The sequence below is a fragment of the Pseudomonas sp. TH32 genome, assembly GCF_016650855.1.
GTDB lineage: Bacteria > Pseudomonadota > Gammaproteobacteria > Pseudomonadales > Pseudomonadaceae > Aquipseudomonas.
The window spans coordinates 5129735-5151854 of sequence record NZ_JAEKFA010000002.1 but is presented as its reverse complement, the minus strand read 5'-3'; the positions used below and the strand labels follow the sequence as shown (position 1 = coordinate 5151854).

Below are 22120 nucleotides of genomic sequence, written 5' to 3'. Positions count from 1 at the left end.
GTTCGAGAGTTCTGTCGATGACCCATCCTGCCCTGATTGATGAGCTGAAGACCCTGGTTGAGCCTGGCAAGGTCCTGACCGATGCTGACTCCCTTGAGGCTTACGGCAAGGACTGGACCAAGCATTTCGCGCCGGCCCCGGTCGCCATCGTCTTCCCGAAGACCACCGAACAGGTGCAGGCCATCGTCCGTTGGGCCAATGAACACAAGGTGGCGCTGGTGCCGTCCGGTGGCCGCACCGGCCTGTCGGCCGCTGCCGTTGCAGCGAATGGCGAAGTGGTTGTGTCCTTCGACTATATGAACCAGATCCTCGACGTGAACCTCACCGACCGCACCGCCGTGTGCCAGCCGGGCGTGGTCACCAAGCAATTGCAGAACGTCGCCGAAGAAAAAGGCCTGTACTACCCGGTGGACTTCGCCTCGTCCGGTTCCAGCCAGATTGGCGGCAATATCGGCACCAATGCCGGCGGGATCAAGGTCATTCGCTACGGAATGACCCGTAACTGGGTAGCCGGCATGAAGGTCGTCACCGGCAAGGGCGATCTGCTGGAACTGAACAAAGACCTGATCAAGAACGCTACCGGCTACGACATGCGCCAGCTGTTCATCGGCGCTGAAGGCACCCTGGGCTTTGTGGTGGAAGCCACCATGCGCCTGGACCGTGCGCCGAAAAACCTCACCGCCATGGTGCTGGGCACCACCGATTTCGACTCGATCATGCCGGTGCTGCACGCCTTCCAGAGCAAGCTGGACCTGACTGCCTTCGAGTTCTTCTCCGACAAGGCCCTGGCCAAAGTCCTCGGCCGTGGCGACGTGCCGGCGCCGTTCGAGTCCGACTGCCCGTTCTACGCGCTGCTGGAGTTTGAAGCGACCACTGAAGAGGTGGCCAACCAGGCCCTGGAAACCTTCGAGCACTGCGTCGAGCAGGGCTGGGTGCTGGACGGCGTGATGAGCCAGAGCGAAACCCAACTGCACAACCTGTGGAAGCTGCGCGAGTACATCTCCGAGACCATTTCCCACTGGACCCCGTACAAGAACGACATTTCGGTAACTGTCTCGAAAGTGCCGGCATTCCTGAAGGAAATCGACGCGATCGTCGGCGAACACTACCCGGACTTCGAAATTGTCTGGTTCGGCCACATCGGTGACGGCAACCTGCACTTGAACATCCTCAAGCCGGAAAACCTGAGCAAGGACGAGTTCTTCGCCAAGTGCGCCACCGTCAACAAGTGGGTGTTCGAGACCGTGCAGAAGTACAACGGCTCGATCTCCGCCGAACACGGCGTGGGCATGACCAAGCGCGATTACCTGACCTACAGCCGTTCGCCGGTTGAAATTGAATACATGAAGGCAGTGAAAGCGGTGTTCGACCCTAACGGGATCATGAACCCGGGCAAGATTTTCGCTGTTTAACAGTCCCTGAAGGAGTCGGTCCATGAGCTACCAGCACAAGTATGTCGACGGCACCAATATTCACTTTCCCCTGGGGAAAGTGGTGTGCATCGGGCGTAACTACGCCGAACACGCCAAGGAACTGGATAACCCGGTGCCGACCGAGCCGCTGTTGTTTATCAAGCCCGGCAGCTGCGTGGTGGCGCTGGAAGGCGGTTTCGCCATCCCTGCCGAGCGCGGTTCGGTGCACTACGAAGCGGAAATCGCGGTGTTGATCGGCAAACCGTTGTCGACCAAGCCCAGCCGTGAGGAAGTGCTGGACGCCATCTCCGGTTTTGCCCCGGCCCTGGACCTGACCCTGCGGGACAAACAGGCCGAGCTGAAAGCCAAGGGCCTGCCGTGGGAAATCGCCAAGTCGTTTGATGGCGCGGCGGTGATTGCCCCGTTCGTCGTCGGTAGCACCTTTCCGGACGTGACCGACATCGGCATTCGCCTGACCATCAATGGCGAAGTGCGCCAGGACGGCAACAGCGCGATCATGCTCAACCCGATCATCCCGATGATCCAGTACATGGCCGGCTGCTTCTCGCTGCAGGCCGGGGACGTGATCCTCACCGGTACACCGGCAGGCGTGGGCCCACTGAATGTGGGGGATGAGCTGGTGCTGGAATTGCCGGGTGTGAGCCGCTTCGAAAGCAGCGTGCGCTAAACATGCCTTTGTAGGAGCCGGCTTGCCGGCGATGGCATCGACTCGGTGTACCTGTTGCACTGCAGTGATCCTATCGCCGGCAAGCCGGCTCCTACGGGTGTTATCGGTTTTTGCATTTTTTTCACACCCCATCCGGATAATCCTCAGCCTCCTGCGCGCGGACCCTCTGATCCTGTGCTATCCCCTAAAGCTGACTTTCTGGAAAGCGTAATGGCCGTGCCTCTCCCATCCGTAAAACCTACGCTGCGTTCCCGCCTCGCCATGCGCTGGTATTCCTGGTTGTTCCTGGCTGGCGCGATCATCTATGGCGTGGCCTGGGCGATGCACTGGGACGATCGCGGCTTGTTGTGGGTGGCGGAGCGCTTCGAAACCCCGACCGAGCGCCTGGAAAGCGTCTGGCTCCCGGACTATCACGCGGTGATCGACGCCAAGCTGTTACCCGGCATGGAGAAAGACGAAGCCTCGGACCTGGCCTATAACCCGCAGACCAAAACCCTGTTTTCGGTGATGGGCAAGAACCCGTTCCTGGTTGAGTTGACCCTGCAAGGCGATGTGCTGCGCAAGATGCCGCTCAACGGCTGGAACAACCCGGAAGGCGTGACCATGATGGAAAACGGCCTGATGGCCGTGGTCGATGAGCGCCAGCACAGTCTGACCATCATCAAGGTCGACCCCCAGACTCAGCAGCTGAACAAAGCCGACTTCCCGTCCTATGACCTCGGCCCGTCGAAAGACCAGAACAAAGCCTTTGAGGCGATCACCTGGGACAAGCGCAACCAACAGCTGATTCTCGGCGAAGAGCGGCCACCGGCGCTGTTCACCTGGAAAAGCGACGGCAGCCAGACGCTCACCGGCGACAAGCAAAAGCTCGCCAACAGTGAGTTGGACATGCGCAACCTCTCGGCGCTGACGGTCGACCCGCGTACCGGCCATCTGCTGGCGCTGTCGGCCGATTCCCACCTGCTGCTGGAGCTGGACGAGAAGGGCGAGCAAGTCAGCTTCATGACCTTGCTCGGCGGCTTCAATGGCTTGAAGAACACCATTCCCCGTGCCGAAGGCGTGACGATGGACGAGAACGGCACGCTGTACATCGTCAGCGAGCCGAATCTGTTCTATCGCTTCGAGAAGCAGGCACAGTAGTTCGATTACGTCAGATTTTTCTCTATCTGCGGCATACGCCAGACACCCGGGGCGTTTAAGTTTAAATTCAGGCGACCGTGATATTCATTCGCCAGTTTTCACTTTGAGCCCCGCCCTGATGCGTCGACTTGCCCGTCCCAAACCTGCTTTTTTCATTCTGATCCTGATCGCCCTGGTGGCTGTCGGCGTGGTCGCTCAGCAATTGCGCCTGTTCGAGCGTGCCTGGTTCAACTGGCAGTCGTGGCGCCATCCCGCCGGTGAGCACTCCATTGGCCTGGGGGATTATCAGGTGAGCCTGGAAGCACAGGTGATCGACGGCCTCAACGATGATGTCTCGGCCCTGACTTTTGATCCGGTGCGCAACAGCCTGTTTACCGTCACCAACAAAAACGCCGAGCTGGTCGAGCTGTCCCTGGACGGCAAAATCCTGCGGCGTATTGCGCTGGTGGGCTTTGGCGATGCCGAGGCTGTGGAGTACATCAGCGACAACACCTACGTCATCAGCGACGAGCGCCAACAGCGGCTGATCAAGGTCCACGTGGATGACGACACCCGGTTCCTCGACGCCGCCGACGCCGAGCAAATGACCCTCGGCGTGCACCTGGGCGGCAACAAGGGTTTCGAAGGCCTGGCCTATGACTCGGTGGGCAAGCGCCTGTTTGTGGCCAAGGAACGCGACCCGATGCTGATCTACGAGGTCCACGGCTTTCCCCATTTCAAACCGGAAAAAACCTACTCGGTGCACGTGATCAACAACCCCAAGCGTGATGCCGGGTTGTTTGTGCGCGACCTGTCGAGCCTGCAATACGATGAGCGCAGCGGCCATCTGCTGGCGCTGTCGGATGAGTCATTCCTGGTGCTGGAACTGGATATCGACGGTCGTCCCCTGAGCAGTCTGTCACTGCTCAAGGGGCGCCATGGCCTGAAGCAGCGCGTGCCTCAGGCCGAAGGGATTGCCATGGACAACGACGGCACGTTGTACATGGTCAGTGAGCCCAACTTGTTCTATGTGTTCAAGAAGCCGCTTACGCCTTGAGGGTTTTCACGCCTTCCGGGGTGCCCAGCAGCAATACGTCAGCCGGGCGGGCTGCGAACAAACCGTTGGTGACCACGCCGACGATGGCATTGATCGAGCGCTCCAGCGTCACCGGATCAGTGATCTGCATGTTGAACACGTCGATGATGATGTTGCCGTTGTCGGTCAGCACGCCTTCGCGGTACACCGGGTCGCCGCCCAGCTTCACCAGCTCGCGGGCCACGTGGCTGCGGGCCATAGGGATCACTTCCACGGGCAGCGGGAACGCGCCGAGTACCGGCACCAGTTTGCTGGCGTCGGCGATGCAGATGAAGGTCTTGGCCACGGCCGCGACGATCTTCTCGCGGGTCAGGGCTGCGCCGCCGCCCTTGATCAGGTTCAGGTGGGCGTCGCTTTCATCGGCGCCGTCGACGTAGAACTCCAGGTCGCTGACGGTGTTCAGCTCATACACCGGAATACCGTGGCCCTTGAGCCGTGCAGCCGTGGCTTCGGAGCTGGCGACCGCGCCGTCGAACGCGCCCTTGTGCAGGGCCAGCGCATCGATAAAGCAATTGGCGGTGGAACCGGTGCCGACACCGACGATGCTTTTATCGTCGAGTTTAGGAAGGATTAAATCGACGGCGGCCTGGGCCACTGCCTGTTTGAGTTGATCCTGGGTCATGCGGGCTCCGGAACGGGCGGGGAGTAAAGAGGGGCGCGAGTATAACCCAACAAAACCTCGGTTTTCGTGTGGTCGCCCGGCCAAACGCTGGGTTAGACTCCTTGGCCCTGCCCAACCCGCCCAGTGATGCTTTCCGATGCTTGAACAGTACGTCAAAAAGATCCTCACCTCGCGCGTTTACGACGTTGCCGTAGAAACCCCGCTGCAGACCGCCCGCCAGCTCTCCGAGCGGCTGGGCAACACGGTCTGGCTCAAGCGCGAAGACTTGCAGCCGGTGTTCTCGTTCAAGATTCGCGGCGCCTACAACAAGTTGACCCAACTGAGCGCCGAAGAGCGTGCACGCGGCGTGGTCACCGCCTCGGCGGGCAACCACGCCCAGGGCCTGGCCCTGGCGGCCAAGGTGCTGGGGGTCAAGGCCACCATCGTGATGCCCAAGACCACCCCCGAGATCAAGGTCGAAGGCGTGCGCTCCCGTGGCGGCAAAGTGGTGCTGCACGGGGATTCTTTCCCGGAAGCCCTGGCGTATTCGCTGAAGCTGGTCGACGAAAAAGGCTACGTCTACATTCACCCCTACGATGATCCGCACACCATTGCCGGGCAGGGCACCGTGGCGATGGAGATCCTGCGCCAGCACCCGGGGCCACTGGACGCGATTTTCGTCCCGGTGGGCGGCGGCGGCCTGATCGCCGGTATTGCGGCGTACGTGAAGTACCTGCGGCCCGAAATCAAGATCATCGGCGTCGAGCCGGACGACTCCAACTGCCTGCAAGCCGCCATGGCCGCGGGCGAACGCGTGGTATTGCCGACCGTGGGCATCTTCGCCGACGGCGTGGCGGTGGCGCAGATCGGCCAGCACACCTTCGACATCTGCAAGGATTACGTGGATGAAGTGATCACCGTCAGCACTGATGAAATCTGCGCGGCGATCAAGGACATCTACGACGACACCCGCTCGATCACAGAACCTGCCGGCGCCCTGGGCGTGGCGGGTATCAAGAAATACGTCGAGACCCGTGGCATCACCGGGCAAACCCTGGTGGCCATCGATTCCGGGGCCAACGTCAACTTCGACCGCCTGCGCCACGTGGCCGAGCGCGCCGAGCTGGGTGAAGGCCGCGAAGCCATCATCGCCGTGACCATCCCCGAGAAGCCGGGCAGCTTCAAGGCTTTCTGCGAAGCCGTGGGCAAGCGCCAGATCACCGAATTCAACTACCGCTACCACTCCGGCCGTGAGGCGCACATTTTTGTCGGCGTGCAGACCCACCCGGAAAACGACCCACGCAGCGCGCTGATCGCCAGCCTCACCAGCCAGGGTTTCCCGGTGCTGGACCTGACGGAAAACGAACTGGCCAAGCTGCACATCCGTCATATGGTCGGCGGCCATGCGGCGCACGTCAGCGATGAAGTGGTGTTCCGCTTCGAATTCCCGGAGCGTCCGGGGGCGCTGTTCAACTTTCTTAACAAATTGGGCGGGCGCTGGAACATCTCGATGTTCCACTATCGCAACCACGGCGCTGCCGACGGGCGTGTAGTGGCGGGCCTGCAAGTGCCGGCGGACGAGCGTCACCTGGTGCCAGCGGCGCTGGAGGCCATTGGCTACCCATACTGGGATGAAAGTGATAACCCGGCCTACCAGCTGTTCCTCGGTTGAGCGACTACGCTGACTGGGCGGCCTTCAAGGAATCGAGAACATGGAAACGCTGACCACCCTTAAAGTTATCCACATCGCGGCCACGGTGTTACTGCTGCTCAGCGGCATTGCGCTGGCGGTGCTGGCCTGGCGCAAGCGCAGCGCAGGGCCTGCCTATACCGTGCAGCGGCCGTGGGTGTTTGTGTGGCTGTTGATGGGCATTTGCGTGGTGAGCATGCCGTTCACCGGCTGGTGGCTGGTGCACTTGATCGGCTGGCCGCTGGGGCAAACGTGGATTCTGGGCTCCAGCGTGATCTACACCGTGGCGGCACTGAGCTGGTTCTGGCTGGTGGCGCGGCTTAATCGACTGCGGTTGGGCGGGGCGGGGAGTGTGAACTTTACCGTGGCGCTGGCGGTGGTCAGTTTGGTGGGGTTTGTGGCGATTGCCGGGTTGATGGGGGCCAAGCCGGTTTAAGGGCTGGTAAAACACTTGTGGTGAGCGGGCGTGCCTCGCGCGGGGCAAGCCCGCTCACCACAAAAAACCGATCAATGCAGGTTATCAGCCGCGCAGGGTGATCACCGGCCAGCCACGCTTTTCGGCTTCAGCGCGCAGATTCGGATCCGGATCCACCGCCACCGCATGCGTCACCTGCTCCAGCAGCGGCAGGTCATTCATCGAGTCGCTATAGAAGTAGCTGTCCTCCAGGTTGTACCCGGTCTCTTCCAGCCAACGATTCAAGCGCGTCACCTTGCCCTCGCGAAAGCACGGGATATCCGTACTGCGCCCGGTGTAACGGCCATCCTGCATCTCGCATTCCGTGGCAATCAGGGTTTCAACCCCCAACCGCTCGGCAATCGGTGCGGTCACAAAGCGGTTGGTCGCGGTGATGATCACCAGCTTGTCGCCCGCCGCCCGGTGCTTGGCCAGCAATTCAACCGCCTGGGGCAGCAGGATCGGCTCGATGCAGTCGCGCATGTAGTCGCGGTGCCATTCATCCAGCTGAGCCATTTCGGTGCGGCCGAGGATTTCCAGGCAGAAGTTCAGGTACTCGGCGTTATCCAGCTTGCCGGCCAGGTAATCCTGGTAGAACTCATCGTTGCGGGCCTTGTAGGCCACTGCGTCGAGAATCCCGCGTTCACAGAGGTAATCGCCCCAGGCGTGATCGCTGTCACCCCCCAAAAGCGTGTTGTCCAAGTCGAATAAAGCCAGGCGCATTGCAGTTACTCGCTGAAAAGTCTGTAAAAAGGCGTCCAGAATACGGTCTTTTCACAAGAGTGCACATAAGGTAAGCAGCCTCGTTGCCGCTGTATCAATCTTTGTGGAACAATGCGGTGACATGCGTTTGCGAGGTTGTTGCCGTGATCGACCCCGATGGTTTCCGTCCTAATGTCGGGATTATTCTTACGAATGATGCCGGACAGGTGCTATGGGCTCGCCGTATCAACCAAGATGCCTGGCAGTTTCCTCAAGGCGGAATCAACCCCGACGAAACCCCTGAAGACGCCTTGTACCGTGAGTTGAACGAAGAAGTAGGCCTGGAACGCGAAGATGTGCAAATTCTGGCCTGCACCCGAGGCTGGTTGCGCTATCGTTTGCCGCAACGTCTGGTCCGCACCCACAGCCAACCGCTGTGCATCGGCCAGAAACAGAAATGGTTTCTCCTGCGCCTGATCTCCAACGAGCAGCGGGTGCGGATGGATTTGACCGGTAAACCGGAGTTCGATGGCTGGCGCTGGGTCAGTTATTGGTATCCGTTGGGCCAGGTGGTGACATTCAAGCGCGAGGTTTATCGTCGCGCTCTTAAAGAGCTTGCCCCGCGCCTTTTAGCGCGCGACTGACGACGGAGTTCGACCCCGAGCCATGCTCAATACGCTGCGCAAGATCGTCCAGGAAGTTAACTCCGCCAAGGATCTCAAGGCGGCGTTGGGGATTATTGTGTTGCGCGTCAAGGAAGCCATGGGCAGCCAGGTCTGCTCGGTTTACCTGCTGGACCCCGAGACCAACCGTTTTGTCCTGATGGCCACCGAGGGCTTGAACAAGCGCTCCATCGGCAAGGTCAGCATGGCGCCCAATGAAGGTCTGGTGGGCCTGGTGGGGACGCGTGAAGAACCCCTGAACCTCGAAAATGCGGCCGATCACCCGCGTTATCGCTACTTTGCCGAAACCGGCGAAGAGCGTTACGCCTCGTTCCTCGGTGCGCCGATCATTCACCACCGCCGCGTTGTCGGCGTGTTGGTCATCCAGCAAAAAGAACGCCGCCAGTTCGACGAAGGTGAAGAAGCCTTCCTCGTGACCATGAGCGCGCAGCTCGCCGGGGTTATCGCCCACGCCGAGGCCACCGGTTCGATTCGCGGCCTGGGGCGCCAGGGCAAAGGCATCCAGGAAGCCAAGTTCGTCGGCGTGCCGGGTTCGCCGGGTGCTGCCGTCGGTACCGCCGTGGTCATGCTGCCGCCGGCAGACCTGGACGTGGTGCCGGACAAGACCGTCACCGACATCGACGCTGAAATCATCCTGTTCAAGACCGCCCTCGAAGGCGTGCGCAATGACATGCGCACCCTGTCGACCAAGCTGGCCACCCAGTTGCGGCCTGAAGAGCGGGCGCTGTTCGACGTGTACCTGATGATGCTCGACGACGCGTCCCTGGGCAGCGAAGTCAAGGACGTGATCAAGACCGGCCAGTGGGCCCAGGGCGCGCTGCGCCAGGTGGTCACCGATCACGTCAACCGTTTCGAATTGATGGACGACGCCTACCTGCGCGAACGCGCCTCCGACGTGAAAGACCTCGGTCGCCGTCTGCTGGCCTACCTGCAGGAAGAGCGCTCGACCACCCTGGTGTACCCCGACAACACCATCCTGATCAGTGAAGAGCTGACCGCCACCATGCTCGGCGAAGTGCCGGAAGGCAAACTGGTGGGCCTGGTCTCGGTACTGGGTTCGGGCAACTCCCACGTCGCGATCCTGGCCCGGGCCATGGGCATTCCGACGGTGATGGGCCTGGTGGACCTGCCGTATTCCAAGGTCGACGGCATCGAAATGATCGTCGACGGCTACCACGGCGAGGTCTACACCAACCCCAGCGAAGTGCTGCGCAAGCAATACGCCGAAGTGGTGGAAGAAGAGCGCCAGCTGTCCCAGGGCCTCGACGCCCTGCGGGAATTGCCGTGCGTGACCCTCGACGGCCACCGTGTACCACTGCTGGTCAACACCGGCCTGCTGGCGGACGTGGCCCGTGCGCAACAGCGTGGCGCCGAAGGGGTGGGCCTGTACCGCACCGAAGTGCCGTTCATGATCAATCAGCGTTTTCCGAGTGAGAAGGAGCAGCTGGCGATTTATCGCGAGCAACTGTCCGCCTTCCATCCGTTACCGGTGACCATGCGCAGCCTGGACATTGGCGGCGACAAGTCACTGTCGTATTTCCCGATCAAGGAAGACAACCCCTTCCTTGGCTGGCGCGGTATCCGCGTTACCCTCGACCACCCTGAAATCTTCCTCGTCCAGACCCGCGCCATGCTCAAGGCCAGCGAAGGCCTGAACAACCTGCGCATTTTGCTGCCGATGATCTCCGGCACCCACGAGCTGGAAGAAGCCCTGCACCTGATCCACCGGGCCTGGGGCGAAGTGCGCGACGAAGGCGCCGACGTGCCGATGCCGCCGATTGGCGTGATGATCGAGATTCCGGCGGCGGTGTACCAGGCTAAAGAGCTGGCGCGGCAGGTGGACTTCCTGTCGGTGGGCTCCAACGACCTGACCCAATACCTGTTGGCCGTGGACCGCAACAACCCGCGGGTGGCCGACCTGTACGACTACCTGCACCCGGCGGTGCTGCAAGCCCTGCAGAACGTGGTGCGTGACGCCCATGCCGAAGGCAAGCAAGTGAGCATCTGCGGCGAGATGGCCGGTGACCCGGCGGCGGCGGTGCTGTTGATGGCGATGGGCTTTGACAGCCTGTCGATGAACGCCACCAACTTGCCGAAGGTGAAATGGATGCTGCGCCAGATCAATCTGAGCCGGGCCAAGGAACTGCTGGCGGAGTTGATGACCATCGACAACCCGCAAGTTATTCACAGCTCGCTGCAATTGGCGCTGAAGAACCTTGGGTTGGCGCGGATGATCAATCCGGCGTCTGCAAAAACCCTCTAAACCGAGGCGCCTTCATCGCAGGCAAGCCAGCTCCCACATTTGGAATGCATTTCCCTGTGGGAGCCGGGCTTGCCCGCGATGAGGTCAGTCCAGTCACTGCTAAAGCTTCAGTTCCACCTCGCCCAGCCTGCCACCATGGGGCCCAAAACTGCGCTCCACGATATGCCGTGTCCCGTCGGCACTCACAATCAGCGCCGTACTCGCCCGCGTCCCGTAACTGGGGCTGGCAATAAACACACTCGACAGCAAGCTCTCCGTCGCCAAGCCCACGCCGGTGTCCGGCAGGTCGGCAAACGGCGCCGTCTGCGGGTCGCTCAAAATCCCCAGCAAGGCCTCAGGCTGAGGATCGTCCAGCACTTCTGCCAGCGCCGCCTTGGCCTTCAACAACTTCGGCCACGGCGTATCCAGCCCAGCATTGGATAACCCATAAACCCCAGCTTCCAGCCGCGTCGGTGCAGATTCATTGGCGTTGTAATGCCACAACGCATCCGGCGTCCCGACCAACAGGTTAAACCCGGCATATTCAATCGATCGGCCGTTAACGTCGGCCAAATAGTCGTCAATCGGCAGCGAACCACTGAGAAACCGCGCCACCAGCTCGCCCCGCGACTTGCGCGCCGGCGGCTGGTGCGGATCCCGAATATTGGTCAGCGCCGCAAAGCGCCCATCCGCCCCAACCCCCAGCCAGGTCCCGCCCGCTTCCTGGTCCCTGCCTGCGTAAACATGGGGTGCATCCAGCCACTGGGCCAACGGCAGGCTGGGCCGGGCATAAAACTCGTCACGGTTGGCCGCGACGATCAGCGGTTGGGCGTGGCCCGGCCGCCAGGCGAAAACAATCAGGCACATAAGGCGATCCCTTTGTGTTTTGCCCACTCTACCCATAGAACCCTGTGCTTTGCATCCGTTAACATGCCGGTCTGTTTTCGGGGGCTCCCATGGAATTTCTCCTGTATTTGCTGCTGGGTTCCTGTGCGGGCATGCTCGCCGGGCTGTTTGGCGTGGGCGGCGGGATCATTATTGTGCCGGTGCTGGTGTTCAGTTTCACCTTGCAGGGCTTCGATCCCTCGGTGCTGACCCATCTCGCTGTGGGCACGTCGCTGGCGTCTATTATCTTCACGTCGGTGAATGCGGTGCGCGAGCATCACCGGCGGGGTGCCGTGCGCTGGCCGATCTTTGTGTGGATGGCCGTGGGCATCCTGCTGGGCGCGGGCCTTGGTGCGCTGACCGCCGAGGCGATTTCCGGGCCGCACTTGCAGAAGATCATCGGTGTATTCGCCTTGGTGATCGCCGTGCAGATGACCCTGGAGCTCAAGCCCAAGGCCAGCCGCCAGGTACCGGGCAAGCTTGGCCTGACCCTGGCGGGCGGCGTGATTGGCTGGTCTTCGGCGATTTTCGGCACCGGCGGCGGTTCGTTGACCGTGCCGTTCCTGACCTGGCGCAGTGTGCCGATGCAGCAGGCGGTGGCCACTTCATCGGCTTGCGGCTTGCCGATTGCCCTGGCCAGTGCGTTAAGTTTCATGATTTTGGGCTGGCATGATCCGCTGCTGCCCGATCATAGTCTCGGCTTTGTGTACTTGCCGGCGCTGCTGGGCATTGCCCTGACCAGCATGGTGGCCGCCCGTTTCGGCGCGCGCCTGGCGCACCGGTTGTCGCCGCGCTTGCTCAAGCGGCTGTTCGCCGGGCTGCTGTTTTGTGTGGGGCTGAATTTTTTGCTGTAACGCAGACTTAATCGCGCACCGGCATGGTCCGATGCGCCAAGACTATTGATTTAACGAGGAGTCGCAATGCTGCCTTACCCGCAGATCAACCCGGTGGCCGTGGCCATCGGTCCGCTGCAAATCCATTGGTACGGGTTGATGTACCTGATCGGCATTGGCGGTGCCTGGTTGCTGGCTTCCCGGCGCCTGAACCGTTTCGACCCGACCTGGACCAAGGAGAAACTCTCCGACATGGTGTTCTGGATGTCGATGGGGGTGATCGTCGGCGGACGCCTGGGGTATGTGCTGTTCTACGACCTGCCAGCCTACATCGCCAACCCGACTTTGATCTTCGAGGTGTGGAAGGGCGGCATGGCGTTCCACGGCGGGTTTGTGGGCGTGATGATCGCGGCGTGGTGGTTTGGCCGGCGTAACGGCAAGTCGTTCTTCCAGCTGATGGACTTCGTCGCCCCGTTTGTGCCGATTGGCCTGGGTGCCGGGCGCATTGGTAACTTCATCAACGCCGAATTGTGGGGCAAGCCGAGCGATGTGCCGTGGGCCATGGTGTTTCCGCCGTTCAGCGATCCGGCGCAACTGCCGCGCCATCCGTCCCAGCTGTACCAGTTCGCCCTGGAGGGGGTGGCGCTGTTCCTGATCCTCTACATCTTCTCGCGCAAGCCACGCCCAACCATGGCCGTGTCGGGCATGTTCGCGTTGTTCTACGGGATCTTCCGCTTTATCGTCGAATTCGTGCGCGTGCCGGATGCGCAGCTGGGCTACCTGGCGTGGGGCTGGGTGACCATGGGTCAGATTCTCAGCCTGCCGATGATCATCGCCGGCCTGGGCCTGCTGTGGTGGGCTTACAATCGCCCGCAAGGCATCAAGAACACCGCGCTTTAAATTCGAACGCCGGGGCCCGAGGGTCCCGGCTTCAACGATACAGGTATACACATGAAGCAATATCTCGAACTACTGAACGATGTCGTGACCAATGGCCTGACCAAGGGCGATCGCACCGGCACCGGCACCAAGGCCGTGTTTGCCCGTCAGTTTCGGCATAGCTTGGCCGACGGCTTCCCGCTGCTGACCACCAAGAAGCTTCACTTCAAAAGCATCGCCAACGAATTGATCTGGATGTTGAGCGGCAACACCAACATCAAGTGGCTGAACGAAAACGGCGTGCGGATCTGGGACGAATGGGCCACCGAAGACGGCGACCTGGGCCCGGTGTACGGCGAGCAGTGGACTGCCTGGCCGACCAAGGATGGCGGCAAGATCAACCAGATCGACTACATGGTCGAGACGTTGAAGACCAACCCCAACAGCCGCCGCATCCTGTTCCACGGCTGGAACGTCGAGTACCTGCCGGACGAGACCAAAAGCCCGCAGCAAAACGCCCGCGACGGCAAGCAGGCCCTGCCGCCTTGCCACCTGCTGTACCAGGCCTTCGTGCATGACGGCCATCTGTCGATGCAGCTGTACATCCGCAGCTCCGACGTATTCCTCGGCCTGCCGTACAACACCGCTGCCCTGGCGCTGCTGACCCATATGCTGGCCCAGCAATGCGACCTGATCCCTCACGAGATCATCGTCACCACGGGCGATACCCACGCCTACAGCAACCATATGGAACAGATCCAGACCCAGCTGGCGCGCACGCCGAAGAAACTGCCGGAGCTGGTGATCAAGCGTAAACCCGAGTCGATCTACGATTACAAATTCGAAGACTTTGAAATCGTGGGCTATGACGCCGACCCAAGCATCAAGGCCGACGTAGCCATCTGATCAATGTGGGAGGGGGCTTGCTCCCAAAGCGGTGTGTCAGTCGCCGGAAATATGACTGATCTACCGCCTTCGCGAGCAAGCCCGCTCCCACATTTGTTTTGTGTACACATTCAATGGCCGTGGCTTCTGCCCACATGCGAGGGCTCAGCCTCGCTGGCCGCGACACTCCCGCTGACTTCCAGCCGCTGCAAAATCCCGCACTGATCCAGGTCCGGCCCGCCGCCACAGCGTTGGCGCAGGTCGAGCAACTGTTCCTGCAACGCCAGCAGCCCGTCGATCCGTGCCTTGACGTGGTGGATGTGCTCGTCGATCAACGCATTCACGCTTTCGCACTGGTCCCGGGGGCTGTCCCGCAAGCCCAGCAGGCTGCGAATTTCCTCAAGGGTCATGTCCAGGCTGCGGCAGTTACGGATAAACACCAGCCGCTCGGTGTGCGCCTGGGTGTACAGGCGGTAATTACCGTCACTGCGCGCAGGCGGCGGCAGCAGGCCTTCCTTCTCGTAATAACGGATGGTTTCCACCTGGCAATCCGTCAATTTTGCCAATTCGCCGATCTTCATCGCAGCAATCTCCAAAAGGGTGCTTGACCCTATAGTGGCTACAGGGTCTTTACTTGGCAACAGGCACCTTTACGGACGCGACAGAATGAGCGATTCCATCCACACCCCACACAAGCACGACCACGACCATGATCATGACCACGCGCACGATCACGGCCCGAAGCTCAAGCCTGTGCAGAAGCACGACCATGGCAGCCATGGCGATTCCTGCTGTTCCAGCAAGGCCGCGCCTGCGCTGGTGAAGTTGACCGAAGCCCCGACAGCGGGCTCGCGGCTGAGCACCTTCCGCATCGAAGCCATGGACTGCCCCACCGAGCAGACGCTGATCCAGAACAAACTGGGCAAGCTCGCCGGCGTGCAGCAGCTGGAATTCAACCTGATCAACCGCATCCTCGGCGTGACCCACGACCTGCCGACGACCGCGCCGATCATCGACGCCATCAAATCCCTGGGCATGCAGGCCGATCCCATCGAAGAAGGCGTAGCCCCGGCCGAGCCGCCTGCGAAGAAACACTGGTGGCCGCTGGCGCTGTCCGGCGTCGGTGCCTTGGGCGCCGAAGTGCTGCACTTCACCAACGCCGCCCCGACGTGGGTGATTGCCCTGGTCGCATTGATCTCGATCTTCAGCGGCGGCCTCACCACCTATAAAAAGGGCTGGATCGCCCTGAAAAACCTCAACCTGAACATCAACGCCCTGATGAGCATCGCCGTGACCGGCGCCATCCTGATCGGCCAGTGGCCAGAAGCCGCGATGGTGATGTTCCTGTTCACCGTGGCCGAACTGATCGAAGCCAAGTCCCTCGACCGCGCCCGCAACGCCATCAGCGGCTTGATGCAGATGACGCCGCAGCAGGCCACGGTGCGTCAGGCTGACGGCAGTTGGGTTGAACAGGACGTCAAAGTCATCGAGTTGGGCGCGATCGTGCGGGTTCGCCCCGGCGAGCGCATTGGCCTGGACGGTGAAGTCACCTCCGGCCAGTCCACCATCGACCAGGCGCCGATTACCGGTGAAAGCCTGCCGATTGAAAAGACCGTGGGCGACAAAGTCTTCGCGGGCACCATCAATCAGGCCGGTTCCCTGGAATACACCGTCACCGCCGCCGCCAACAACTCCACCCTGGCGCGGATTATCCACGCCGTGGAACAGGCCCAGGGCGCCCGCGCGCCAACCCAGCGTTTTGTCGACACCTTCGCCAAGGTCTACACCCCGGCGGTGTTCATCTTTGCCTTGGGCGTGGCCCTGATTCCGCCACTGTTCATGGGCGGCGTGTGGTTTGAATGGGTCTACCGCGCACTGGTATTGCTGGTGGTCGCATGCCCGTGTGCACTGGTGATTTCCACCCCGGTGACCATCGTCAGCGGCCTGGCTGCCGCGGCGCGCAAAGGCATCCTGATCAAGGGCGGCGTGTACCTGGAGGGCGGTTATAAGCTCGACTACCTGGCCCTCGACAAGACCGGCACCATCACCCACGGCAAACCGGTGCAAACCGATTACCTGGCGCTGTTCCCGAACATGGAAGACAGCGCGCCGGCTTTGGCCGCGAGCCTGGCCGGGCGTTCCGATCACCCGGTGTCCCTGGCGATCGCCAATGCGGCTGTGGATAAAAATCTCAGCGTGCACACTGTGGATAACTTCGAGGCCCTGACCGGTCGCGGCGTGAAGGGCGAGATCAATGGTGAGGTCTACTATCTGGGCAACCACCGCCTGGTGGAAGAGCTGAACCTGTGTTCGCCGGCCCTGGAGAAGAAGCTCTTCGCCCTGGAAAAACAAGGCAAGTCCGTGGTCCTGTTGCTGGACAAGTCCGGCCCGCTGGCGCTGTTCGCCGTGGCCGACACCGTGAAGGACACCAGCCGCGAAGCCATCCAGCAACTGCATGACCTGGGCATCAAGACCCTGATGCTCACCGGCGACAACACCCACACCGCCAAGGCGATTGCCGATCAGGTCGGCATCGACCAGGCCCAGGGCGACCTGTTGCCCACCGACAAGCTGCAAGCCATCGAAGCGCTCTACGCCAAGGGCCACCGGGTCGGCATGGTCGGCGACGGCATCAACGACGCCCCGGCGCTGGCCCGTTCCGAGATCGGTTTTGCCATGGCCGCCGCCGGTACCGACACCGCCATCGAGACCGCCGACGTGGCGCTGATGGACGATGACCTGCGCAAGATTCCGGCATTCATTCGGCTGTCGCGGCAAACGTCGAGTATCCTCAAGCAAAACATCGCCCTGGCCCTGGTGATCAAGGCGATCTTCCTGGCGGTGACCTTCCTCGGAATGGCCACCATGTGGATGGCGGTGTTCGCCGACATGGGCGTGAGCCTGCTGGTGGTGTTCAATGGTCTGCGCCTGTTGCGCAAATAGTCGATGAGAGGGTGGTGTGCTGAGTGCCGAGCTGAAGGCGTTTTACATGGTCGCCCGCCTGGGCAGCATTACCCAGGCGGCGAAAAAGCTCGGGCTGAGCCAGCCCACGGTGACCACCCAGATTCGTCACCTGGAAAGCCAGTACTCGGTGGAGTTGTTCTACCGCGGCGGGCGACGCCTGACGGTCAGCGACGAAGGCGCGCGGCTGTTGCCGATGGTCAAGGCGCTGTTGCAGCAGGAAGCGGATATCGAGTTTTTCCTGCGCAACAGTGGCCAGGTGCAGGGCGCGTTGAGGATTGCCGCGACGGCGCCGTATTACATCCTCGACCTGGTCAAAACCTTCCGCGAGCGGCTGCCACAGGTTGAGGTCTCGGTGGAGATCGGCAACTCCCAGCAAGTGCTGGAAGCGCTGGATGATTACCGCGTTGACGTTGCCGCCTCATCCCAGCTGCTTGAAGACCCGCGCCTGATTCGCCGGGTGCTGGGCATGGACCCGCTGGTGCTGGCGGTGCACCGCAACCATCCGCTGGCGGTGCTTGACCATGTACCGCTGACCGCGCTGGCCGGGCACACCCTGCTGATGCGCGAACCGGGCTCCACCACCCGCCGATTGACCGAAGAAATGTTGCAGGGCGCCGGTGTGAGTTACGGGCCGCTGCTGGAGATCGGCAGCCGGGAATCGATCCGTGAGGCGGTGCTGCGCAATATCGGCATCAGCATCATCGCCCGCCAGGAAGTGCCCCACGACCCGCAATTGCGGGTGCTGACCATCGAGAATGCCCCGCAGATTCCCGAGTACCTCTACTGCCTGAAAGAGCGAAAGGGCGCGCGGTTGCCGGCGGCGTTTCTGGGGTTGGCGCAGGAAATGTCACCGATCTGAAGTTTTGTGCTGGCTTTGCCATTCGCGAGCAAGCCCGCTCCCACAGTTGACCGAGTTTGACCTTTGAAATGCGATCAAATGTGGGAGCGGGCTTGCTCGCGAAAGCGGTAGCCCTGTCACCGCCCCTTTCCAGCTGTACCCAAATCCACCAATACCACTATCGCCACGTTTTGCCTTTCTGCCACATGAGGGACGCATTGCCTCCCTAGGATGACCTTCATCAGTTTGATGAGGTGCCTCCATGAACACAGCCATGACCAACCCCGGCGCGCCAATGAAGGTGCGCGGTGTGCAGAAACGCTTCGGCGCCTTTACCGCGCTGGATAACGTGTCTTTGGATGTCGCCGCCGGCGAACTGGTGTGCCTGCTGGGCCCGTCGGGCTGCGGGAAGACCACCTTGCTGCGCTGCATTGCGGGCCTGGAACGCCAGGACAGCGGCGAGTTGTACCTCGGCGAACGCGACGTTTCCTTACTGGCACCGCAGGCGCGGGACTACGGCATTCTGTTCCAGTCCTACGCGCTGTTTCCCAATCTCACTGTCGAAGCGAACATCGGCTACGGCCTCACCGGCAGTGGCCGCGATGAGGTGCGCAAGCGCGTCGGGCAGATGCTGGAACTGGTCGGCCTGGTGGGCAGCGAAAAGAAATACCCCGGCCAACTCTCCGGCGGCCAGCAACAACGTGTAGCCCTGGCCCGCGCCCTGGCACCGGCGCCGTCCTTGCTGCTGCTGGACGAACCGATGTCAGCCCTCGACGCCCGGGTGCGCGAGCATCTGTGCACCGAGCTGCGCCAACTGCAACGCCGCCTGGGCATCACCACGTTGATGGTCACCCACAACCAGGACGAAGCCATGCTGATGGCCGATCGCATCGCCGTGATGAACAACGGCAAGGTCGAGCAGTACGCCACGCCCCAGGAAATCTACGACCGCCCGGCCACACCGTTTGTGGCCGAGTTCGTCGGCCAGGGCAACTGGCTGCCGTTCAGCCGCAACAGCGCCAGCCACGCCCAGGTCGGCGGGATGAATATGCGCCTGGCGGACAACGCAGGCGTTGCCAAATCGGGTCGTCTGTTCTGCCGCCCGGAAGCCATCAGCGTCAACCCGCCGGTGCATGAAGAAAACCTGTTCCCGGCCAAGGTCCGCGAGATCACCTTCCTCGGCAACCGCTGCCGCATGAGCTTCGAACTGGACCAACTGCCCGGCCATCCGCTGCTGGCCGAACTGGCCCCGGAAGCCATGCCGCGCCTTGGCGCCCAGGACATCTGGGTCGCGCTGCCCCCGCGCAGCCTGCAGGTGTTTGCCTGAGATGGCCCGCGATATGACTCTGCCGATACCCGATAACGTGGCTCGTCAGGTTTCCCGTGCCGAGTTTGGCGACCGTATTTTTGTTGTCGGCGGCAAGCTGCTCTGGCTGTGCCTGTTGGGCGTGGCGGTACTGATGCCGCTGCTTGCGATCTTCTGGCGCGGTTTCAGCAGTGAAGCCGGGCAGGGCGGTGGCCTGGTGGCGGCGCGGGAGTTGGTCACCAGCGATAACTTCCACTGGTTGCTCGGTAATAGCCTGAAGGTTTCCGTCAGCGTGGCGGCCATCGTCGTGCCGCTGGCTTACCTGTTTGCCTACGCCCTGCAACGCACGTTGATTCCCGGCAAGGCGATCTGGCGCGGCATGTCGTTGCTGCCGTTGATGGCGCCGTCGATGCTGCCGGGGATTGCACTGGTCTACCTGTTCGGTAACCAGGGCATGCTGCGCGGCCTGCTGTCGGACAACATCTATGGCTTCTGGGGCATCGTGCTCGGTGAAGTGATCTACACCTTTCCCCATGCCTTGATGATTTTGTTGTCGGCGCTTTCCCTGGCGGATGCGCGATTGTTCGATGCGGCATCGAGCATGGGCGCCAGCCCGTCCCGGGCGTTTCGCAGCATCACCTGGCCCGCAACGCGCCAGGCAGTCTTCGCCGCGTTTTGCCTGGTGTTTACCCTGACCATCACCGACTTTGGCGTGCCTGTGGTAGTGGGCGGTGACTACCAAGTGCTGGCGCTGGAAGCCTACAAGGCGGTGGTCGGCCAGCAGCAATTTGGCCGCGGAGCCTTGATTGGTATGGTCCTGCTGCTGCCGGCGCTGTTCAGCTTCGGTGTGGACGCCTGGCTGCGCCGTCGTCATGGCGACTCCATGAGCGGCCGCGCCCAGGTGTTCCAGCCGGCGCCGTCGAAGCTGCGGGATGGCTGCTACCTGGCCATCGTCCTGCTGATCTGCGCGAGCCTGCTGCTGGTGTTCGGCATGGCGGTCTACTCATCGCTGGTGAAGTTCTGGCCCTACAACCTGTCGCTGTCGCTGGCCCACTACCAGTTCGAGGACACGGCCGGCGGCGGTTGGCTGGCCTATCGCAACAGCATCACCATGGCCCTGTGCACTGCATTGATCGGCAGCGTGCTGATCTTCACCGGTGCCTACCTGATGGAAAAAACCAAGGGCCAGAAGGGCCTGAACCTAGCATTGCGCATGCTCAGCTTCGTGCCGATGGCGGTGCCGGGGTTGGTGCTGGGCCTGGGCTACGTGTTCTTTTTCAACCTCAACGGCAACCCGCTGCATGTGTTCTACGGCACCATGACCCTGTTGGTGGTGTGCACCATTGCTCACTATTTGACCACCGCACAAATGACCGCCACCACGGCCCTGCGCCAGCTGGACGCCGAGTTCGAAGCCGCCGCGCTGTCGCTGAAGGCGCCGCTGTACCGCCATTACCTGCGCGTCACCGTGCCGATCTGCCTGCCGGCGCTGCTGGACATCGTGCGCTACCTGTTCGTGTCGGCGATGACCACCGTTTCCGCCGCGATCTTCCTCTACAGCCCCGACACCATCCTCGCCGCCGTCGCCGTGTTGAACATGGACGATGCCGGCAACGTGGGCGGTGCGGCGGCCATGTCGACCCTGATTCTGTTCACCTCGGCGGGCGTGTCCTTGCTGCTGGCGTGGGCCTCACGCGGCTTGTTGCGCCGCTCCCAGGCCTGGCGCCAGACCGCGCCCGGCCAATAACTCACCCATAAAGGAACTGCACCATGTTCAAGCCCCTGGCGTTAGCCGCTGCTGTGCTCACTGCGTTCAGCCTGAATGCCTTTGCCGCCAAGACCGAGTTGACCGTGTACACGGCCCTCGAAGCCGAGCAACTGAAGACCTACAAACAGGCCTTCGAAAAGGCTAACCCGGACATCGATATCAAATGGGTGCGCGATTCCACCGGCATCATCACCGCCAAGCTGCTGGCCGAAAAAGCCCGCCCGCAGGCTGACGTGGTGTGGGGCCTGGCGGCTTCCAGCCTGGCGATTCTCGACCAGCAGGGCATGCTGCAAAACTACGCGCCGAAGGACTTGGGCAAGATCGGCGCGAACTACCGTGACGCCGCCAATCCACCGGCCTGGGTGGGTATGGACGTGTGGGCGGCGACCATCTGCTTCAACACCGTCGAAGCCGAAAAGCAGGGCCTGAGCAAGCCGGTGAGCTGGCAAGACCTGACCAAGCCCGAGTACAAAGGCAAGATCGTGATGCCCAACCCGGCCTCGTCCGGCACCGGTTTCCTAGACGTCAGCGCCTGGTTGCAGACCTTCGGCGAGAAGCAGGGCTGGCAGTACATGGACGACCTGCACCAGAACATCGGCCAGTACGTTCACTCCGGTTCCAAGCCGTGCAAGCTGGCGGCATCGGGTGAATTCCCAATCGGCATTTCCTTCGAATACCCGGCCGTGCAGTTGAAGCGCCAGGGCGCACCGCTGGACATCATCCTGCCGAAAGAAGGCCTGGGCTGGGACATCGAAGCCACCGCCGTGATCAAAGGCACCGCCCACGCGGACGCGGCACAGAAACTCGCCGACTTCTCCGCAAGCCCGGCGGCGATGGAGTTGTACAAGGAAAACTTCGCGGTACTGGCCCAGCCGGGTATTGCCAAGCCGCAGACCGAATTGCCGGCGGATTACGAGCAGCGGTTGATCAAGAACGACTTCGCCTGGGCCTCGAAAAACCGCGACAGCATCCTGACCGAATGGCGCAAGCGCTATGACGGCAAGTCGGAAAAGGTGGCCGGCCAGTAAGCATTTCATTGGGGCTGACGGCCTCATCGCGGGCAAGCCCGGCTCCC

The 22120-nt window shown here is 61.8% G+C and carries 20 protein-coding genes; 16 read left to right on the top strand and 4 right to left on the bottom strand.

Translation table 11 applies throughout. From position 1 onward, the window contains the following. Positions 1-17: 17 nt before the first annotated feature. The 4 genes from JFV30_RS27370 (at position 18) to JFV30_RS27355 (ending at position 4276) form a co-directional block, all read left to right on the top strand. Positions 18-1412, top strand: a complete 1395-nt coding sequence (locus JFV30_RS27370; protein ID WP_010167808.1) for an FAD-binding oxidoreductase — start codon at positions 18-20, stop codon at positions 1410-1412. Between the two features lie 22 nt (positions 1413-1434). Then, complete coding sequence (locus JFV30_RS27365) at positions 1435-2100, top strand: fumarylacetoacetate hydrolase family protein (RefSeq protein ID WP_177086781.1); 666 nt, start codon at positions 1435-1437, stop codon at positions 2098-2100. A gap of 210 nt (positions 2101-2310) precedes the next feature. After that, positions 2311-3240: an SdiA-regulated domain-containing protein gene (locus tag JFV30_RS27360; protein WP_010167804.1), complete on the top strand. Its 930-nt coding sequence runs from the start codon at positions 2311-2313 to the stop codon at positions 3238-3240. 118 nt (positions 3241-3358) lie between these two features. Next, the gene (locus JFV30_RS27355; RefSeq protein ID WP_201125632.1) at positions 3359-4276 is read left to right on the top strand and encodes an SdiA-regulated domain-containing protein; all 918 of its coding nucleotides are present in this window, start codon (positions 3359-3361) and stop codon (positions 4274-4276) included. On the opposite strand, the gene rpiA is transcribed toward JFV30_RS27355, so the two are convergent. Continuing rightward, entirely contained in the window at positions 4266-4937 is a 672-nt protein-coding gene (gene rpiA, locus JFV30_RS27350; protein WP_201125631.1) for a ribose-5-phosphate isomerase RpiA, read from the bottom strand. The two genes, JFV30_RS27355 and rpiA, sit on opposite strands and share 11 nt — an antisense overlap. A gap of 136 nt (positions 4938-5073) precedes the next feature. Here rpiA and ilvA point away from each other — a divergent pair, with 136 nt between their 5' ends. Further along, the gene (gene ilvA / locus JFV30_RS27345; RefSeq protein WP_201125630.1) at positions 5074-6588 is read left to right on the top strand and encodes a threonine ammonia-lyase, biosynthetic; all 1515 of its coding nucleotides are present in this window, start codon (positions 5074-5076) and stop codon (positions 6586-6588) included. 40 nt (positions 6589-6628) lie between these two features. After that, positions 6629-7042 (top strand): DUF2269 family protein, encoded by a 414-nt coding sequence (locus tag JFV30_RS27340; protein ID WP_010167799.1) that lies wholly within the window; start codon positions 6629-6631, stop codon positions 7040-7042. 84 nt (positions 7043-7126) lie between these two features. Here the strand turns inward: JFV30_RS27340 and JFV30_RS27335 are convergent, their stop codons facing one another. Beyond that, positions 7127-7783, bottom strand: a complete 657-nt coding sequence (locus tag JFV30_RS27335; protein WP_169386893.1) for a histidinol-phosphatase — start codon at positions 7781-7783, stop codon at positions 7127-7129. A 143-nt stretch (positions 7784-7926) separates the two neighbouring features. On the opposite strand from JFV30_RS27335, the gene JFV30_RS27330 reads away from it, so the two are divergent. Both JFV30_RS27330 and ptsP read left to right on the top strand, forming a co-directional pair. Continuing rightward, positions 7927-8406 (top strand): RNA pyrophosphohydrolase, encoded by a 480-nt coding sequence (locus JFV30_RS27330; protein ID WP_003176750.1) that lies wholly within the window; start codon positions 7927-7929, stop codon positions 8404-8406. Between the two features lie 22 nt (positions 8407-8428). Next, entirely contained in the window at positions 8429-10708 is a 2280-nt protein-coding gene (ptsP, locus tag JFV30_RS27325) for a phosphoenolpyruvate--protein phosphotransferase (protein WP_010167790.1), read from the top strand. Positions 10709-10807: 99 nt separating this feature from the next. On the opposite strand, the gene JFV30_RS27320 is transcribed toward ptsP, so the two are convergent. Beyond that, a complete protein-coding gene (locus JFV30_RS27320; protein WP_201125629.1) occupies positions 10808-11554 on the bottom strand; it encodes an NRDE family protein in 747 nt (248 codons plus the stop codon). 89 nt (positions 11555-11643) lie between these two features. On the opposite strand from JFV30_RS27320, the gene JFV30_RS27315 reads away from it, so the two are divergent. From JFV30_RS27315 to JFV30_RS27305, 3 genes are all read left to right on the top strand, one after another. Next, a complete protein-coding gene (locus JFV30_RS27315; RefSeq protein WP_010167787.1) occupies positions 11644-12426 on the top strand; it encodes a sulfite exporter TauE/SafE family protein in 783 nt (260 codons plus the stop codon). 66 nt (positions 12427-12492) lie between these two features. Next, positions 12493-13305 (top strand): prolipoprotein diacylglyceryl transferase, encoded by an 813-nt coding sequence (gene lgt, locus JFV30_RS27310; protein WP_010167785.1) that lies wholly within the window; start codon positions 12493-12495, stop codon positions 13303-13305. A gap of 51 nt (positions 13306-13356) precedes the next feature. Then, positions 13357-14190, top strand: a complete 834-nt coding sequence (locus JFV30_RS27305; RefSeq protein WP_010167783.1) for a thymidylate synthase — start codon at positions 13357-13359, stop codon at positions 14188-14190. A gap of 110 nt (positions 14191-14300) precedes the next feature. On the opposite strand, the gene cadR is transcribed toward JFV30_RS27305, so the two are convergent. Beyond that, positions 14301-14750: a Cd(II)/Pb(II)-responsive transcriptional regulator gene (gene cadR / locus JFV30_RS27300; protein ID WP_201125628.1), complete on the bottom strand. Its 450-nt coding sequence runs from the start codon at positions 14748-14750 to the stop codon at positions 14301-14303. An 85-nt stretch (positions 14751-14835) separates the two neighbouring features. Here cadR and JFV30_RS27295 point away from each other — a divergent pair, with 85 nt between their 5' ends. The 5 genes from JFV30_RS27295 (at position 14836) to JFV30_RS27275 (ending at position 22073) form a co-directional block, all read left to right on the top strand. Continuing rightward, positions 14836-17112, top strand: coding sequence for a heavy metal translocating P-type ATPase (locus tag JFV30_RS27295; RefSeq protein ID WP_201125627.1), 2277 nt, complete (start codon positions 14836-14838; stop codon positions 17110-17112). A gap of 16 nt (positions 17113-17128) precedes the next feature. Continuing rightward, positions 17129-17992, top strand: a complete 864-nt coding sequence (locus JFV30_RS27290; RefSeq protein WP_010167778.1) for a LysR family transcriptional regulator — start codon at positions 17129-17131, stop codon at positions 17990-17992. 241 nt (positions 17993-18233) lie between these two features. Continuing rightward, a complete protein-coding gene (locus tag JFV30_RS27285) occupies positions 18234-19298 on the top strand; it encodes a putative 2-aminoethylphosphonate ABC transporter ATP-binding protein (RefSeq protein ID WP_010167776.1) in 1065 nt (354 codons plus the stop codon). 1 nt (position 19299) lies between these two features. Further along, positions 19300-21024: a putative 2-aminoethylphosphonate ABC transporter permease subunit gene (locus JFV30_RS27280; RefSeq protein WP_201125626.1), complete on the top strand. Its 1725-nt coding sequence runs from the start codon at positions 19300-19302 to the stop codon at positions 21022-21024. Between the two features lie 23 nt (positions 21025-21047). Then, a complete protein-coding gene (locus JFV30_RS27275) occupies positions 21048-22073 on the top strand; it encodes a putative 2-aminoethylphosphonate ABC transporter substrate-binding protein (protein ID WP_010167772.1) in 1026 nt (341 codons plus the stop codon). Positions 22074-22120: the final 47 nt, after the last annotated feature.